The sequence below is a fragment of the Cellulosimicrobium sp. TH-20 genome, from assembly GCF_002105775.1.
Taxonomy (GTDB): domain Bacteria; phylum Actinomycetota; class Actinomycetes; order Actinomycetales; family Cellulomonadaceae; genus Cellulosimicrobium; species Cellulosimicrobium funkei.
This window is the reverse complement of sequence record NZ_CP020857.1, coordinates 1,374,222-1,389,858: the sequence shown is the minus strand read 5'-3', so window position 1 is coordinate 1,389,858 and position 15,637 is coordinate 1,374,222. Positions and strand designations below refer to the sequence as shown.

Annotated in this window: 16 protein-coding genes; 13 read left to right on the top strand and 3 right to left on the bottom strand. The window is 74.6% G+C overall.

What is annotated here, in order from left to right; all coding sequences use genetic code 11:
• Positions 1–38 precede the first annotated feature (38 nt).
• The 3 genes from B8281_RS06200 to B8281_RS06190 all read left to right on the top strand — a co-directional run bounded on the left by B8281_RS06200 (position 39) and on the right by B8281_RS06190 (position 2,729).
• Positions 39–620, top strand: coding sequence for a 1-acyl-sn-glycerol-3-phosphate acyltransferase (locus tag B8281_RS06200; protein ID WP_082774840.1), 582 nt, complete (start codon positions 39–41; stop codon positions 618–620).
• A 377-nt stretch (positions 621–997) separates the two neighbouring features.
• The gene (locus B8281_RS06195; protein ID WP_085387250.1) at positions 998–1,750 is read left to right on the top strand and encodes a lytic polysaccharide monooxygenase; all 753 of its coding nucleotides are present in this window, start codon (positions 998–1,000) and stop codon (positions 1,748–1,750) included.
• A gap of 241 nt (positions 1,751–1,991) precedes the next feature.
• The gene (locus B8281_RS06190; protein WP_021483737.1) at positions 1,992–2,729 is read left to right on the top strand and encodes a lytic polysaccharide monooxygenase; all 738 of its coding nucleotides are present in this window, start codon (positions 1,992–1,994) and stop codon (positions 2,727–2,729) included.
• A 140-nt stretch (positions 2,730–2,869) separates the two neighbouring features.
• Here B8281_RS06190 and B8281_RS06185 read toward each other — a convergent pair whose 3' ends face one another.
• A complete protein-coding gene (locus tag B8281_RS06185) occupies positions 2,870–3,247 on the bottom strand; it encodes an RNA-binding S4 domain-containing protein (protein ID WP_034651673.1) in 378 nt (125 codons plus the stop codon).
• Between the two features lie 170 nt (positions 3,248–3,417).
• Between B8281_RS06185 and B8281_RS06180 the strand changes: the two genes are divergently transcribed.
• From B8281_RS06180 to B8281_RS06170, 3 genes are all read left to right on the top strand, one after another.
• Positions 3,418–3,684 (top strand): GlsB/YeaQ/YmgE family stress response membrane protein, encoded by a 267-nt coding sequence (locus tag B8281_RS06180; protein WP_009865881.1) that lies wholly within the window; start codon positions 3,418–3,420, stop codon positions 3,682–3,684.
• Between the two features lie 126 nt (positions 3,685–3,810).
• Positions 3,811–4,995, top strand: a complete 1,185-nt coding sequence (locus tag B8281_RS06175) for a GNAT family N-acetyltransferase (RefSeq protein ID WP_085387249.1) — start codon at positions 3,811–3,813, stop codon at positions 4,993–4,995.
• A gap of 289 nt (positions 4,996–5,284) precedes the next feature.
• Positions 5,285–6,160 carry a GNAT family N-acetyltransferase gene (locus B8281_RS06170; protein ID WP_085387248.1) on the top strand — a complete coding sequence of 292 codons (876 nt, stop codon included), beginning with the start codon at positions 5,285–5,287 and terminating at the stop codon, positions 6,158–6,160.
• A 27-nt stretch (positions 6,161–6,187) separates the two neighbouring features.
• Here B8281_RS06170 and B8281_RS06165 read toward each other — a convergent pair whose 3' ends face one another.
• Positions 6,188–6,766 carry a dienelactone hydrolase family protein gene (locus B8281_RS06165; protein ID WP_021483513.1) on the bottom strand — a complete coding sequence of 193 codons (579 nt, stop codon included), beginning with the start codon at positions 6,764–6,766 and terminating at the stop codon, positions 6,188–6,190.
• A 210-nt stretch (positions 6,767–6,976) separates the two neighbouring features.
• Here B8281_RS06165 and pgi point away from each other — a divergent pair, with 210 nt between their 5' ends.
• From pgi to B8281_RS06130, 7 genes are all read left to right on the top strand, one after another.
• Complete coding sequence (pgi, locus tag B8281_RS06160) at positions 6,977–8,704, top strand: glucose-6-phosphate isomerase (RefSeq protein ID WP_043653468.1); 1,728 nt, start codon at positions 6,977–6,979, stop codon at positions 8,702–8,704.
• 269 nt (positions 8,705–8,973) lie between these two features.
• The gene (locus B8281_RS06155) at positions 8,974–9,813 is read left to right on the top strand and encodes an STAS domain-containing protein (protein WP_043653447.1); all 840 of its coding nucleotides are present in this window, start codon (positions 8,974–8,976) and stop codon (positions 9,811–9,813) included.
• Positions 9,810–10,214 carry an STAS domain-containing protein gene (locus tag B8281_RS06150; protein WP_021483159.1) on the top strand — a complete coding sequence of 135 codons (405 nt, stop codon included), beginning with the start codon at positions 9,810–9,812 and terminating at the stop codon, positions 10,212–10,214. Before B8281_RS06155 ends, B8281_RS06150 begins: the two co-directional genes overlap by 4 nt.
• Positions 10,211–10,633, top strand: coding sequence for an anti-sigma regulatory factor (locus B8281_RS06145; protein ID WP_034651654.1), 423 nt, complete (start codon positions 10,211–10,213; stop codon positions 10,631–10,633). The genes B8281_RS06150 and B8281_RS06145 overlap by 4 nt, the downstream gene beginning before the upstream one ends.
• Positions 10,630–11,670 (top strand): ATP-binding SpoIIE family protein phosphatase, encoded by a 1,041-nt coding sequence (locus B8281_RS06140; RefSeq protein ID WP_085387247.1) that lies wholly within the window; start codon positions 10,630–10,632, stop codon positions 11,668–11,670. Before B8281_RS06145 ends, B8281_RS06140 begins: the two co-directional genes overlap by 4 nt.
• Complete coding sequence (locus B8281_RS06135) at positions 11,667–13,403, top strand: ATP-binding protein (protein ID WP_043653465.1); 1,737 nt, start codon at positions 11,667–11,669, stop codon at positions 13,401–13,403. The genes B8281_RS06140 and B8281_RS06135 overlap by 4 nt, the downstream gene beginning before the upstream one ends.
• Complete coding sequence (locus B8281_RS06130; protein WP_051027903.1) at positions 13,400–15,010, top strand: fused response regulator/phosphatase; 1,611 nt, start codon at positions 13,400–13,402, stop codon at positions 15,008–15,010. Before B8281_RS06135 ends, B8281_RS06130 begins: the two co-directional genes overlap by 4 nt.
• On the opposite strand, the gene B8281_RS06125 is transcribed toward B8281_RS06130, so the two are convergent.
• Entirely contained in the window at positions 14,968–15,588 is a 621-nt protein-coding gene (locus B8281_RS06125) for a dihydrofolate reductase family protein (RefSeq protein ID WP_009863654.1), read from the bottom strand. The genes B8281_RS06130 and B8281_RS06125 overlap by 43 nt on opposite strands.
• Positions 15,589–15,637: the final 49 nt, after the last annotated feature.

Genomic DNA, 15,637 nt, shown 5'->3' with positions numbered 1-15,637 from the left:
GTCGACGGCGGCCCCGCGCTCCCACCCTGTACCGTGACGTGGTGATCCGCCGAGCCCTCGCCCGCGCCTTCTGGGCGACCAGCCGGTGGCGGCTGCGCTCGCAGCCGTACGACACGAGCCGGCCCACGCTCCTCGTCGGCGCCCCGCACACGTCGAACTGGGACTTCGTGCTCATGCTCGCGATCGCCTGGAGCACCGGCATCCACGTGCGCTGGCTGGGCAAGCACACGCTGTTCGCCGGTCCCGCGGGCCCGGTCATGCGCGCGCTGGGCGGCATCCCCGTCGACCGGCGCGACCCGAGCCGGGTCGTGGCGGACGTCGTCGGCCGCCTCCAGGCGGGCGAGGTCTTCTCGCTCGTCGTCACGCCCGAGGGCACGCGCGGCGCCGGGTCGTACTGGAAGTCGGGCTTCTACCGGATCGCGCGCGAGGCGCACCTGCCGGTCACGCTCGGCTACGTGGACCGCACCACGATGACGACGGGCCTCGGCCCGACGATCGACCTCACCGGTGACGTCCGCGCCGACATGGACGTCGTGCGCGCGTTCTACGCCGACAAGTCCGGCCTCCGGCCCGCGCTGCGCACCGAGCCGCGGCTGCGCGAGGAGGACGCGCCCGCCTGACGGGCCGCGGACCCGAACGCGCCTCGGACGCGTTCCCGCGCAGGGGCGCACCGGGCCGTCCGACGCCCTCGTTCCCAGACGCTCGTCCAGCTCGGGCCGCCGTCTCGTCCGGCGTCCCGGCGCCCTACGTAGTCCCCACACTTTTCACCCGCCGGACGGATGCCCGAGGCACGTCGCGAGGGGGTCGCGGACCCCGGTCCAGCCGCACGAAGACGCCCTCCGCAGGTCGTCGCGTACGGGACATCCCGTACTCCGGAGCGGCCCTGCGTAGGCGTTGGAGCCTCGTCCTCCACCTGCTTACGGTCCCCCTCGTCACGGTCGACGGTGCGGGCTCCGCACGACGTCGGCCCTCCCCGACCTAGGAAGCGAGTCCCCCGATGAAGCGACTCCGCGCGGCGCTCCTCGCCGCCGTCGTGGGCGCGACCGCGATCATCGCCCCGATCGCGATCGCCCCCAGCGCCTCGGCGCACGGCTGGATCACCTCTCCCCCCAGCCGGCAGGACAACTGCGCGAAGGGCACCACGTCCTTCGACTGCGGTTCCATCAAGTACGAGCCCCAGTCCGTCGAGGCCCCCAAGGGCTCGATGAAGTGCTCCGGCGGCAGCGGCTACGCGATCCTCGACGACGCGAGCAAGCCCTGGCCCCGCACGACCACGGGCCGCGACGTGACGTTCCAGTGGAACCTCACGGCGAACCACGCCACGAGCGTGTGGGAGTACTTCGTCGACGGCCAGCTCTTCGCGACGTTCGACGGCGGCGGCGTCCAGCCCCCCAAGAACATCTCGCACACCCTCAAGGGCCTGCCGCTCGGCAACCACACGATCCTCGCGCGCTGGAACGTGTCGAACACGGTCAACGCGTTCTACAACTGCGTCGACCTGACCGTCACGGCCGACGGCACCAACCCCGGCGGGGGCACCCCCGGCGGTGGCACGCCCGGTGAGGGCGGCACCCCCGGCGGCGGCACGCCGGGCACCTGCGCGGACCCGGCGTGGGCCGCGACGTCGACCTACACGGGCGGCGCGAAGGTCTCCTACGCGGGCAACGTGTACGAGGCGAAGTGGTGGACGCAGAACAACGTCCCGGGCTCCGAGGCATGGGGGCCGTGGACGCTGATCGGCGCCTGCTGACCTGCTGAACCCCGCGACGGCGGGTGGTCTCGTCCCACGGGCGAGACCACCCGCCGTCGTGCGTCGCCGACCCGGCGACGAGGGCGCGCCCGGCGCGCGTACGCGGAAGCACGTACGGGCTTTGCCCAATTGTCCGGCTCTCCGCCCGTTTCGTAGCGTCGAGGTGCCCGATCCGAGAGGCGGCCCGCGAGGAAGCGCGCCGCAGGACCCATGCACCACCGGATGGAGAGCGAGACATCTCATGCGAAGACTGAGAGCGGTACTCCTGGCAGCCGTCGTCGGCGCGGTCGCGATCATCGCGCCCGTGGCCGTCGCGCCGAGCGCGAGCGCCCACGGCTGGATCACGTCGCCGCCGAGCCGGCAGGACCACTGCGCGAAGGGCACGACGTCCTTCGACTGCGGCTCGATCAAGTACGAGCCCCAGTCCGTCGAGGCGCCCAAGGGCTCGATGCAGTGTTCGGGCGGCAGCGGCTTCAGCATCCTCGACGACTCGAGCAAGCCCTGGCCGCGCACGCAGACCGGCACGTCGGTCACGTTCCAGTGGAAGCTCACCGCGGCGCACAACACGAGCACGTGGGAGTACTTCGTCGACGGCGTGCTGTTCAAGACGTTCAACCAGAACGGCGCGCAGCCGCCCAGCAACATCTCCCACACCCTGACGGGCCTGCCCGAGGGCAACCACACGATCCTCGCGCGCTGGAACGTGTCGAACACGGTCAACGCGTTCTACAACTGCGTCGACCTGAAGATCGGCAGCGGCGGGACCGACCCGGGCAACCCCGGGAACCCCGGCAACCCCGGGAACCCGGGCAACCCCGGCACGTGCACGGCTCCCGCCTGGTCGGCGAGCGCCGCCTACGTCGGCGGGGCGAACGTCTCCTACTCCGGCCGCAACTACCAGGCCAAGTGGTGGACGACGGGCGAGAACCCGTCGCAGAGCGGCCAGTGGGGCGTCTGGAAGGACCTCGGAGCCTGCTGACCTGTTGATCCCGGGAGCGATCCCGACAGCACTGCCGACGGCCGGCGGACGCGTGCTCGCACGCGACCGTCGGCCGTCCTGCGCGTCGGGCGTGCGGGGCCGCACGGGGCGCGGTCGCGCGGGTCGGCGGCTGCGGGAGGTCAGCCCCGGCCCCGCAGCCGGTCGAGGTCGCGGCGCTCGCGCTTCGTGGGGCGCCCGGCACCACGGTCGCGGACGGCGACGCGCACGGTGAGCTCGCGCGGCGGCGGGGGCGGGCTCTGGTCGTCGACGGCCGTCGCGGCGAGGGTCGCGGACACCCGCTTCACGAGCACCTTCTCGACGACGAGGATCCGCTCGACCGGACCGCCCCGCACGACGACGCGGTCCTTCACCTTCACGCTCGTCGCGGGCTTCGCGCGCTCGCCGTTGACGCGCACGTGCCCCGCCTTCACGGCGGCGGTCGCCTGCGAGCGGCTCTTGAACACGCGGACGGCCCACAGCCAGCTGTCGACGCGCGCGCTCGTCGCCTCGGTCGTCACCACCCTCCGAGCCTACGAGACCGCGCAGTGCGCGGTGCCGGCGGGGCCGCCCGCCCCGGCAGACCGCCGTCGACGTGCGAGGACCGGGCGCCCGTGCCACGGTGGTGTCAGGTCATTCGGGGCAAGAGTCCTTTTGGCCGGATCTGTCCCTACGGGAAACGGAGCGTGACATGGGCATCATCGGCTGGATCCTCATCGGCCTCATCATGGGTGCCATCGCCCGCGCGATCGTGCCGGGCAAGCAGAAGGGCGGCTGGATCGTCACCCTTCTGCTGGGCATCGTGGGCGCCCTGCTCGGCGGGTTCATCGCCTCGGCGGTGTTCGGCACCGACGTCAACGAGGAGTTCTTCGACCTCGGCACGTGGGGCTTCGCGCTCATCGGCTCCATCATCGTGGTGTTCATCTGGTCCTGGTTCACCAACCGCAAGCGCGCCTGACGGCGTCGGCCGCACCGGCGGCCCGCTTCCCCGGACGGCCCGGTCCCCTCAGGGGGACCGGGCCGTCCGTGCGTCCCGGGCGTATTGCCGTGGACGCGCCGCCCGTGCGCCGGACACGCTGGACCCATGAGCGCCGTCGCCCCTCCCGTCCCGGACGTCTCCCTCCCGCGCGGGTACACGCTCGTCGAGGCCCCGCACCCCGCGTCGCTCGACGCGCCCGAGGCGTGGGCCTACCTCGCCGTCGCGGACGTCGGACGCGAGCACGAGCTCGAGGTGCACGGCTACGACGACCTCGCGCTGCCGCCCCGCGAGATCTTCACGGGCATGGCCCACCAGGAGTACTCCACGAAGCGCCGGTTCGTCGTCGTGCGCTCCGCCGCGGCGTCCGCGTGGCACGAGCAGGGCGTCCCGCCCGCGGTGGCGGACGTCGTCGCGCACCTCTTCGTGACCCGCCCGGTCACGAGCAACGAGCACCTGGGCGAGTCCTACGCCGTCGTGCGTCCCGCCGAGCGGGGCCGCGGCATCGGGGGCGCGCTGCTCGCGCTCGGCGAGCGGCTGAACCTCGACGCGGGGCGCACCGTGCTCTTCTCGGACACGAACCACGGCGAGGAGCCGCCGCCCGGGCCCGGCGCGCTCGAAGCCACGACGGGCGCGGGCCGGGTCCCCGCGGACGCACCCGGACCGCGCTTCCTGCGCGCGCACGGGTACGTGCTCGAGCAGGTCGAGCGGCACTCGGTGCTCGACCTCCCGGTCGCGCCCGCGGTCCTCGACGCGCACCGCGAGGACGCCCGGGCCGCGGCGGGCAGCGACTACCGCCTGCACACCTGGACCGACGAGGTCCCGGAGGCCTGGGCCGACCAGGTGGCGGTCCTCTTCACGCGCATGAGCACAGACGCGCCCACGGGCGGCGTCGACTACGGCGAGGACCCGTGGGACGCGCGGCGCGTGCGGACGTGGGTGCAGCAGCAGGCGGAGAACGACGACGCGTTCCTCGTGTGCGCCGCCGAGCACGTGCCGTCGGGCACGCTCGCGGCGTTCACCGTGCTCGTCCACCCGCGCGGCCGCGAGGACTTCGCGATCCAGGAGGACACGCTCGTGCTGCGCGAGCACCGCGGGCGCCGCCTCGGGATGCTCGTCAAGGTCGCCAACCTCGACGCGCTCGCGGCACAGCGCCCGGGCGCCCGACGCGTCCACACGTGGAACGCGCAGGAGAACGACCACATGCTCGCGATCAACGTCGCCCTCGGCTTCCGCCCCGCGGGCGTGTGGGCCGCGTGGCAGCGCCGGACGACGCCGGGGGGCGCCGAGTGAGCGCAGGACCGACCACCCCCACGACCCGCGACGGGCGCGTGCGCATCGAGCCCGTCCCCGGCCGCCTCGACGCGCCCGACGCGTGGGCCGTCCACGGCACGGTCCTCGTGGGCGACGCGATCGACCGCGCGATCCACGGCCACACCGACCTCGCGCTCGACGCCGCCACGGTCGCGTCCACCGTCGCCAGCGCTGGCTACCGCCGCGTGCTGCGGTGGGTCGCGGTGCTCGACGACGCCCCCCCCCGCGGGGCACGACGCCCCGGCCCGAGGACGTCGTCGGCCGGTCGATGGTGGCGCTCCCGCAGCAGGGCAACACGCACACGGCGCTCGTCTACGTCGGCGTGGACCCGGCGCGCCGGCGCCGCGGCGTCGGCACGGCGCTGTGGGAGGCGGCGCTCGACGTCGTGCGCGCGGAGGGGCGACGCGTGGTCCAGTCCGACTCGTCCTTCGCGCCGGAGCCGCCGCCCGGCCCGGGTGCGATCGAGGCGCCCACGGGCAGCGGACGCGTCCCGGCGCACGACGACGCCACGACCTTCGCGCTGCACCGCGGCTTCACGCTCGAGCAGGTGATGCGGCACTCCGTGCTCGCGCTCCCGGTGCCGCCCGCCGTGCTCGACCCGCTGCGAGAAGCGGCGACGGCGCGGGCGGCCGGGTACCGCGTGCACGTGTGGACGGACGACGTCCCCGAGGAGTGGCTCGCGCAGCTCGCGGTGCTCGAGACGCGCATGAGCACCGACGCCCCGAGCGGGGGACTCGACCTCGCGGAGGACCCGTGGGACGCGGAGCGCGTCCGGACCTTCTCCCGGGAGATCCGCGACCGGGGCCGCGGCTACGTCGTCGCCGCGGCGGAGGACACGGCGACGGGCACGCTCGCCGCGTTCTCGATGGTCGCGTACCCCCGCGACCGGCCCGAGGTCGTGTTCCAGGAGGACACGCTCGTGCTGCGCGAGCACCGCGGGCGCAGCCTGGGCCTGCTCGTCAAGGTCGCCGTGCTCGACGAGCTGGCGCGCGCCCGGCCGTCGTCGCGCCGTGTGCACACGTGGAACGCCGAGGAGAACCGGCACATGCTCGCGATCAACGTCGCGCTGGGCTTCGCGCCCACGGGCGTCGAGGCGGAGTGGCAGCTCGTCCTCGACGCACCGGACCCCGGCAGCGCGCCCTGACCCCGGGGGCCGCCGCGGCCCGACCGCTCAGCGGATGCCGTCGAGGAAGCGGATCACCCGCTCGGTGACGAGCGCGGCGGCCTCCGGCTCGTACGACGGCAGGCTCGGGTCCGTGAAGAGGTGACGGTCGCCGGGGTAGACGAACAGCTCGGCGTCGGGCGTGGACTCCACGAGCTCGCGCGCCGCGTCGAGGTCGCCCTCGCCCGCGAACGACGGGTCCGCGTCCATGCCGTGCACCTGGACGGGCACGGCGTCGGGCCAGGCGTCACCGAACTCGGAGACGGGCACGCACGCCTCGAGGAGCACCGCGCCCTTGGCGCCCGGCTGCGTCTGGGCGAGCATCTGGGCCGGGAGGACGCCGAGGGAGACCCCGGCGTACACGACGCCGAGGTCGTAGCCGTCCACGGCCCCCCGGGCGCGCTCCAGCACGGTCCCGAAACCGAGCTCCTGCACGTGGGCCATGCCCTCGTCGAGGGTCGCGAACGTGCGCCCCTCGAAGAGGTCCGGCGTGTGCACCACGTTCCCCGCGCCGCGCAGGGTCTCCGCGAGCGTCCGCACGCCCTCCGTCAGTCCCTGCACGTGGTGGAACAGCACGACCTCCGCCATGGTCCCTCCTCCGATCGTCGCTCGTGGGCCGTGCGACGGCACCGCCGCCCGGTGCGCGCCCGACGGCGCACGACCCCCATCGTCGCGCGACCCGCCCACGCACGCCCGGGGTCCAGGGACCTGCGGCGGCCGTTCGTCAGGCCGCCGGACCATGGACCGCGGGACGGTCGGGGTGGGCGAGGGCCGACGTCGGTCAGTAGTTTGGTGGTCATGACCTCGCAGCCCGTGCCGCCCCCGATCGACCCCACCTCCACGCCGTCCTGGACCGCGCTGACCGTGCACCGCGACACCGTGGAGCCGGACCTGCGCACCTGGTTCGCGGCCGACCCGGACCGCGCGCGCCGCCTCACGCACCAGGCGGCCGACCTCACGGTCGACCTGTCGAAGAACCTGGTCACCGACGAGACGCTCGAGCTGCTCGTGCGCCTCGCCGAGGAGGTCCACCTCGACGACCGCCTCGAGGCGATGTTCACGGGCGAGCACATCAACGTCACGGAGGACCGCGCCGTCCTGCACACCGCCCTGCGCCGGCCGACCCCGCTGGGCGACGACGAGCACCTCGTCGTCGACGGGCAGGACGTCGACGCGGACGTGCACGCCGAGCTCGCGAAGGTCTACGCGTTCGCGGACAAGGTCCGCTCGGGCGAGTGGACGGGCGTCACGGGCGAGCGCGTCCGCACGGTCGTGAACATCGGCATCGGCGGCTCCGACCTCGGACCGGTCATGGCGTACGAGGCGCTGCTGCCGTACAAGCACCAGGACATCGAGGTCCGGTTCGTCTCGAACATCGACCCGACGGACGTCGCGGAGAAGACGGCGGGCCTCGACCCGCGCACCACGCTGTTCATCGTCGCGTCGAAGACGTTCGGCACGCTCGAGACGCTGACCAACGCGCGCCTCGCGCGCGACTGGCTGTGGACGGAGCTCGCGGCGGTCGGCGCGATCGAGGACACGGACGAGTCCCGGCAGGCCGCCGTCGCGCAGCACTTCGTCGCGGTCTCGACCGCGCTCGACAAGGTCGCGGCGTTCGGGATCGACCCGGCGAACGCGTTCGGGTTCTGGGACTGGGTCGGCGGGCGCTACTCGGTCGACTCCGCGATCGGCACGTCGCTCGCGATCGCGATCGGCCCTGACCGGTTCGCCGAGCTGCTCGCGGGCTTCCACGCGATCGACGAGCACGTGCGCCGCACGCCGTTCGAGCGCAACGTCCCGGTCCTCATGGGGCTGCTCAACGTCTGGTACGTGAACTTCCTCGACGCGCACACGCACGCCGTGCTCCCGTACGCGCAGTACCTGCACCGCTTCCCGGCCTACCTCCAGCAGCTCACCATGGAGTCCAACGGCAAGCGCGTGCGCTGGGACGGCTCCCCCGTGACGACGGAGACCGGCGAGATCTTCTGGGGCGAGCCGGGCACGAACGGCCAGCACGCGTTCTACCAGCTCATCCACCAGGGCACCCGCCTCATCCCGGCCGACTTCATCGCGGTCGCGAACCCCGCGCACCCGCTCGTCGACGCGGTGGGCGACGGCGGCGCGGTCCAGCCGGGCGCCGACGTGCACGGCCTGTTCCTCGCGAACTTCTTCGCCCAGACCAAGGCGCTCGCGTTCGGCAAGACGGCGGACGAGGTCCGGGCCGAGGGCACCGCGGAGCACCTCGTGAGCGCCCGCACGTTCCCGGGCAACCGCCCGACGACGTCGATCCTCGCTCCCGCGCTCACGCCGTCGGTCCTGGGCCAGCTCATCGCGCTCTACGAGCACATCACGTTCGTGCAGGGCGTCGTGTGGGGCATCGACAGCTTCGACCAGTGGGGCGTCGAGCTCGGCAAGAAGCTCGCGCTCGAGATCGCGCCGGCCGTCGCGGGCGACGAGGACGCCCTCGCGGCGCAGGACCCGAGCACCGCGGCCCTCATCGACCGTTACCTCGACCTGCGCAGCTAGCCCGCGCCCCGCCCGGGCACGGGGACGACCGTGCTCGGGCGGCTCGCGGGGGGCGGTCGTGCGCACGGGGACGGGCCGAGCGCCTCCGCGGACCGCGTCCCGCGGTGTGTCCTCCGCCTCACGGCGGGGACGTGTCGCGCGGTCGCGGCGCTGTGCGCGCGACCGCGCGTCCACAGCCGCGCTGCGAGCGCCCGCGCCCTGCGTACACTGGCGGGCGCGCGACCGCCGCGAGCCCGTTCGGCGTCGCTCTCACCGTGGAAGGAACCCCGATGGCCGACGCCGCCACCCCCGAGACTCTCGCTCGGACCCTGATCGAGCACGCGGACGCCGTGCGCAGCGCGTGGCTGGAGGCTGCAGCGAACGAGCTCCACGGCCGCACCTCGCGGGGCGAGCTCGAGCGCGAGCAGGGCGAGATCCTCGACGCGCTCCTCGAGGGCCTGCGCGCCGGCGGCGTGTCGCTCGCCGAGCCGGCGTTCGACCAGCTCCGGGGCATCCTCGCGGACGTGTCGTCCGCACGCGCGCGCCTCGGCTTCACGCCGCGCGAGACCGCGATCGGCGTCTTCGCCCTCAAGGAGGGCCTGTACCGGCTCGACTCCGCGACCGGTGCCGACACGGACGTCACCCCGCTGCTGCGCCTCGTCGACCAGCTCGGGCTCTTCACGTTCGAGACGTTCGCTGCCGCGCGCGAGGCGATCATCGCCGAGCAGGCCGAGCAGCTGCTCGAGCTCTCCACACCCGTGGTCAAGCTCTGGGAGGGCATCGTCGCGGTGCCGCTCGTGGGGACGCTCGACTCCGCGCGCACCCAGGTCGTCATGGAGAAGCTGCTCAACACGCTCGTCGACACGGGCAGCGAGCACGCGATCATCGACATCACGGGCGTGCCCGCGGTGGACACCCAGGTCGCGCAGCACCTGCTCAAGACGGTCGTCGCGGCGCGCCTCATGGGCGCCGAGTGCACGATCAGCGGCATCCGCCCGCAGATCGCGCAGACGATCGTCGCGCTCGGCATCGAGTTCGGCGACATCCGCACGCGCGCGACCCTCGCCGACGCCCTCGTCGACGCGCTGCGCGCGAGCCGCGACACCCGGCAGGCCGGGCTCCCCGCATGACCGACGGCGTCCCCATCCTCAAGATCGGCTCGACGCTCCTCGTCTCGATCCAGATCGACCTCCAGGACGACACGGCGCTGCAGCTCCAGGAGGACCTCGCCCAGCGGATCACCGACACCGGTGCGCGCGGCGTGATCATCGACATCTCCGGGCTGGAGATCGTCGACTCGTTCATCGGCCGCATGCTCGCGTCGGTCGCCGGGATCTCGCACGTGCTCGACGCGACGACGGTGGTCGTGGGCATGCGCCCGGCCGTCGCCATCACCATGGTCGAGCTCGGCCTGTCGCTCGGCGACGTCCGCACCGCGCTGGACGTCGAGCGCGGCCTCGCGCTCCTCGCCCCCGAGGAGCGGTCCGCCGAGGACGTGCTCCTCGCCGCCGCCGAGCGCGAGGAGAGGTGAGCACGACCACCCCGCCGCCGACGACCGCGGAGCGCGTGCCGGTCCGCACGGACTCCGACGTCGTCAAGGTGCGCCAGCTCGTGCGGTCGCTCGCGCAGCAGGCACGCCTCTCGCTCGTCGACCAGACGAAGCTCGTGACGGCGGCGAGCGAGCTCGCGCGCAACACCCTCGTGTACGGGGGCGGTGGCGAGGCCGAGGTGCAGCTCGTCACGGAGGGGGCGCGGACGGGCGTCCGCGCCGTCTTCTCGGACGAGGGGCCGGGCATCCCCGACCTCGACCTCGCGCTCACCGACGGCTGGACCAGCGGCGGCGGGCTCGGGCTCGGGCTCTCGGGGTCACGACGCCTCGTCCAGCACTTCGCGATCGACACCGCGCCGGGCGTGGGCACGCGCGTCGAGATCGCGACCTGGTCCCGATGACCTCGGCGGAGCCGGACCGCCCGGACGACCGCCGCACGCTCGTCGAGGACGGGACCTGGTACACCGTGGACCACCCGTCCGCGGTCGGCAGCGTGCGGCGCGGCGCGAGCACCGCCGCGCGGAACCTCGGGCTCGACGACGAGCGCGCGGCGGAGGTCGGCCTCGTCGTCTCCGAGCTCGCGACCAACCAGTGCCGCCACGCCGGGGGTGGCTCGGTGCTCGTCCGCGTCCGGCGCACCGGCGCCGAGGCCGCGCTCGACGTGCTCGCCGTCGACGCCGGGCCCGGTATGCGGGACATCACCGCGGCGATGCGCGACGGCGTCTCGAGCCGCGGCACGCTCGGCATCGGCCTCGGCACCCTCCCCCGCCTCGCGTCGGCGTGGGACGCATGGACGTCGCCCGGGCAGGGGACGGTCATCGCTGCGACGTTCGTCGCGCACGGCGCGGCCACCGACCTGGCAGCACCCACGGGCGTGACCCGCCCCATGACCGGGCAGGACGTGTGCGGCGACGCCCTCGCGGTGCGCCACGACGACGGCGCGCCCAGCCTCCTCGTCGCCGACGGGCTCGGCCACGGCCCGCTCGCCGCGGTGGCCTCCGGCGCTGCCGTGCGGGCCTTCCTCGACGCGCCGCCCGGGAGCGCGGTCGCGCTCCTGGAGCGTGTGCACGGCGCCCTCGGCGGCACGCGCGGCGCAGCCGTCTCGGTGGTCCAGGCGTCGGGCGGCGTGCTGCGGCACGCAGGCCTCGGCAACATCGCCGGGACCGTCCACGGGGCGCGCTCGCGCGGGCTCGTGAGCCACCCCGGCATCGCCGGGACGCGCGGCCGGCCGCTGCGCGAGACGACGTACCCCGTCGAGCCGGGCGACGTCGTCGTGCTGCACAGCGACGGGCTGACGGCCCGGTGGTCGCTCGCCGACTATCCGGGCCTCGCCGTCCGCTCCCCCCTCGTCGTCGCGGGCGTCCTGCTCCGTGACCACGCCGTGCGCCGCGACGACTCGTGCGTGGCGGTGCTGCCGATCCCCCGGGAGGCCGCGTGAGCACCACCCTCCTCATCACCCAGCTGCGCTCGGACTCCGACGTGCTCGCGCTGCGCCGGGCGGGGCGGGAGATCTGCCGCCTGCTCGGCCTCGACACGCAGGACCAGGTGCGCGTCGCGACGGCGCTGTCCGAGATCGGGCGGTCCGCGGTCGGTTCCGGCACGGCCGACGTCGTCGTGGGCGTCCTGCCCGGGCTGCCGCAGGCCACGCTGCGCGCCGAGATCGTGGCGGGGACGCCGTTCCTCGTCGAGGGCGACTCGAGCGACGGCGGCGTCCCCGCCGCCCGGCGGCTCGTCCCCGGCCTGCAGGTCGACCCGACCGGTACGCGCGTGCTGCTCACCAAGGCCCTGCCGGCGACCGCGCGCACGGACGAGGCGACGCTCGCGGGCGTGCGCCGCTCCACCGCAGCCGCGCACGTCGCCGACGCGAGCGACGAGGTGCGCGTGCAGAACGCCGAGCTCGTGCGGACGCTCGACGAGCTGACGCGCCAGCAGGACGAGCTCCGGCGCTTCAACGAGGAGCTGGAGGAGACGAACCGCGGCGTCCTCGCGATGTACGACCAGCTCTCGGCGGAGCTCGAGGAGACCAACACCGGCGTCGTCGCGCTGTACGCCGAGCTCGACGAGCGCGGCCGCGAGCTCGCCGCCGCGAACGAGGCGAAGACCCGCTTCCTGCGGAACGTCAGCCACGAGCTGCGCTCGCCCGTGAACTCGATCATCGGCCTCACCTCGCTCCTGTCGGACTCCCACCTCGACGCCGACCAGACGCAGCAGGTCGGGTTCCTGCGCGAGAGCGCGACGACGCTGCTCACGCTCGTCGACGAGCTGCTCGACCTCGCGCGCGCCGAGGCGGGCCACGACGACGTCGAGCCCACGCCCGTCGACCTCGGGGCGCTGCTCGACGAGCTGCGCGGCACGACCCTGCCGCTCGTGCGGTCCGGCGTCTCCCTGCGGGTCGCGGCCGAGCCGGGCCTCACGCTCGTCACCGACCGCCGGCTGCTGTCCCGCGTGCTGCGCAACCTGCTGACGAACGCGGTGAAGTTCACGGACGAGGGCGAGGTCGTGCTGCGGGCGGCGGCCGACGGCGACGTCGTGCGGTTCGACGTGCGCGACACGGGTCTCGGGATCCCGGCCGACCAGCTCGAGGCCGTGTTCGAGGAGTTCGTCCAGGTGCCCAACCGCCTCCAGCCGACCGTCCGCGGCACGGGCCTCGGCCTGCCGTACGCCCGCCGCACCTCCGAGGCGCTGGGCGGCACGCTCGTCGCGACGTCGCGCCCGGGCGCCGGGAGCGTGTTCACGCTGCGCCTCCCGTCCCTCTCCGCGGTGCCCGAGGACGCCCCCGCCGCGCGCCCGGAGCCCGAGGAGGCCCCCGGCCGCGACACCCCGCTCGGGCACGTGCTCGTCGTCGACGACGACCGGGCCTACGCGTCGGTCGTCGCCTCGATGCTCCGCGACGCCGCGGCGCGCGTCAGCGTCGCGCACGACGCCACGCACGCGCTCGCCCTCCTGCACGACGGCCCGGCCGACGTCGCGCTCCTCGACGTGTGCCTGCCCGGCACGGACGGCCTCGCGCTGCGGTCGCGGATCCGCGACGTCCACCCGGCCACGGCCGCCGTGCTCATGTCGAGCGCGCCACCGCCGCCCGGCATCGGCGACGTGCCGTTCCTCGCCAAGTCCGAGATCGACCGCGACCGCCTGGTGGCGGCCCTCGGGCGCGAGGTGCGGAGCCGATGAACGCCGACCGCACCGTGCTCGTCGTCGACGACACGCCCGCGCACCGGTACGTCATGGCGAGCTGGCTGCGGCGGGCCGGGTTCGGCGTCGTCGAGGCCGGGACCGGCCGTGACGCGCTCGCGCACGCCACGACCCCGGTCGACGCCGTCGTGCTCGACGTGAACCTGCCGGATCTCTCGGGCCGCGAGGTGTGCCGGATCCTCAAGAGCGACCCCGCGACCGCGCACCTCCCCGTGCTGCACGTCTCCGCGACCGACGTCGACGCCGCCGCCCGCACCGCCGGGCTGGAGGGCGGCGCGGACGCCTACCTGCCCGAGCCGCTCGACCGCGACGAGTTCCTCGCGACGATCAGCGCGCTGTGCCGGCGCGTCGACGCCCAGCGTGGTGCCGGGCGCACCGCCCGCCGCCTGGAGGCGCTCACCGACGCGCTCGTCCCCCTGCACGAGGCGCGCTCCCCCGAGGCCGTCGCCGACCACGCCGCCCGGGGCGCGTGCGCCGTCCTCGGTCGCGCCGTGATCTCGATGGTCGTCGCGGACGCCGGGGTCGTGCTGCGCTCCGTCTGCGTCGCGGAGGGCGCCGCGCTCGTGCGCGGTCGCGGCCCGACGGCGGTCCTCCCGCCGACCGGGGTGTCGACCGCCGTGTTCGGCCCGGACGAGGTCCCCCTCCCCTGGCGGCCGCTCTTCGACGAGGCGGGCGTCGGGCCGTCGGCGTGGTTCACGCACTGGCTCGTCGACGCGTCGGGGGCGCTCGTCGGCGGCCTGGGCATCGAGGTCGGCGACGAGCCGCTGTCCGACGAGGAGCAGGAGGCCGCCGCGCGCTTCACGGAGGCCGCGACGGTCGCGCTGTCGAACCTGCGCACGTTCACCGAGGAGCACCGGATCGCCCTCGCGCTCCAGCGCGCGCTCCTGCCGTCGGGGCTGCAGGTGAGCGGCGGCGTCGAGGTCGTCGCGCGCTACGAGGCGTCGGACGACCGGCTGGACGTCGGCGGCGACTTCTACGACGCGTTCGACCTGCCGGACGGGCGCGTGGCCGTCGTCATCGGCGACGTCCAGGGGCACTCGCTGCGCGCGGCGACCGTGATGGCGGAGGTGCGGGTCACGCTGCGCGCCTACCTGCGCGAGGGCCACGACGCGGCGTCCGCCCTGGACCTGCTCAACGCGGCGCTGCGCGAGGACCACCCCGAGTTCGCGACCGTGTGCGTGTGCGTGCTCGACCCCCGGACCGGTGCCCTCGAGCTGACGGACGCCGGCCACCTGCCCGCGCTCCTCGTGCGCGCCGACGGCACGGTCGACCGGGCCAAGGCGGGCTCGCGCCTGCTGGGCGTACCCAGCCCGCGGTCCCGCCCCGCGCACCACGACGTGCTCGCCCCCGGCGACCTCCTCGTGCTCGTGACCGACGGTCTCGTCGAGCGCCGCGGGGCGTCGCTCGTGGACGCGCTGGACCGGCTGGCCGAGGTCGCCGGGCGGAGCGCCGGCGCGAGCCCGGCGCTCCTGTGCGAGCGCGTCGTCGCGGCGTTCGACGACCCGGGCCGCGAGGACGACGTCGCGGTGGTCGCCGTCGCGCGTCACGCGTCGCCGGACGGCACCTTGTCCTTGACGTCGTCGTAGCCGACGTCCCCGGGGATCTCGCCCGGGGCGTAGACGAGCCGCACGACGCCCGTGGGGAACGTCTCCGAGCGCAGGAGCGTCAGCGGGTAGACGGGCTCGCCCTCGTCGAACAGCCGCTCGCCCGTGCGCGCCGCGACGGGGTGGACGAGCAGGCGCAGCTCGTCGAGCAGCCCCGCCGCGAGGAGCTGGCGCACGACCGAGATCGACCCGGCGACGAGCACCTTGCCGAGTCCCGGCTCCTCCTTGAGGGCGCGGACCGCGTCGACGAGGTCGCCGTCGACCCGCTCGACGTGCCGCCACCCGAGGTCCTGGTCGCCGCGCGTCGCGACGATCTTGCGCAGGTTCCCGAGGCGCGCGGCAAACTCGGCGTCCTCCTCCCCGGCGGTCTCCCGCTCGGGCCACGCGCCGGCGAAGCTGTCGTACGTGACGCGCCCGAGGAGGAGCGCGTCGACGTCCCGGTAGTCCTCGTCCACCGCCGCGGCCATGTGGTCGTCGAAGTAGGGGAAGTGCCACGCCGGGTCGATCTCGGCGACGCCGTCGAGCGAGAGGAACAGGGTGGACACGAGCGTCGCGGTCATGGTGGGCCTTCCGGTCGGGAGGGATCGACGAGAAACAGACCGTAGCCGC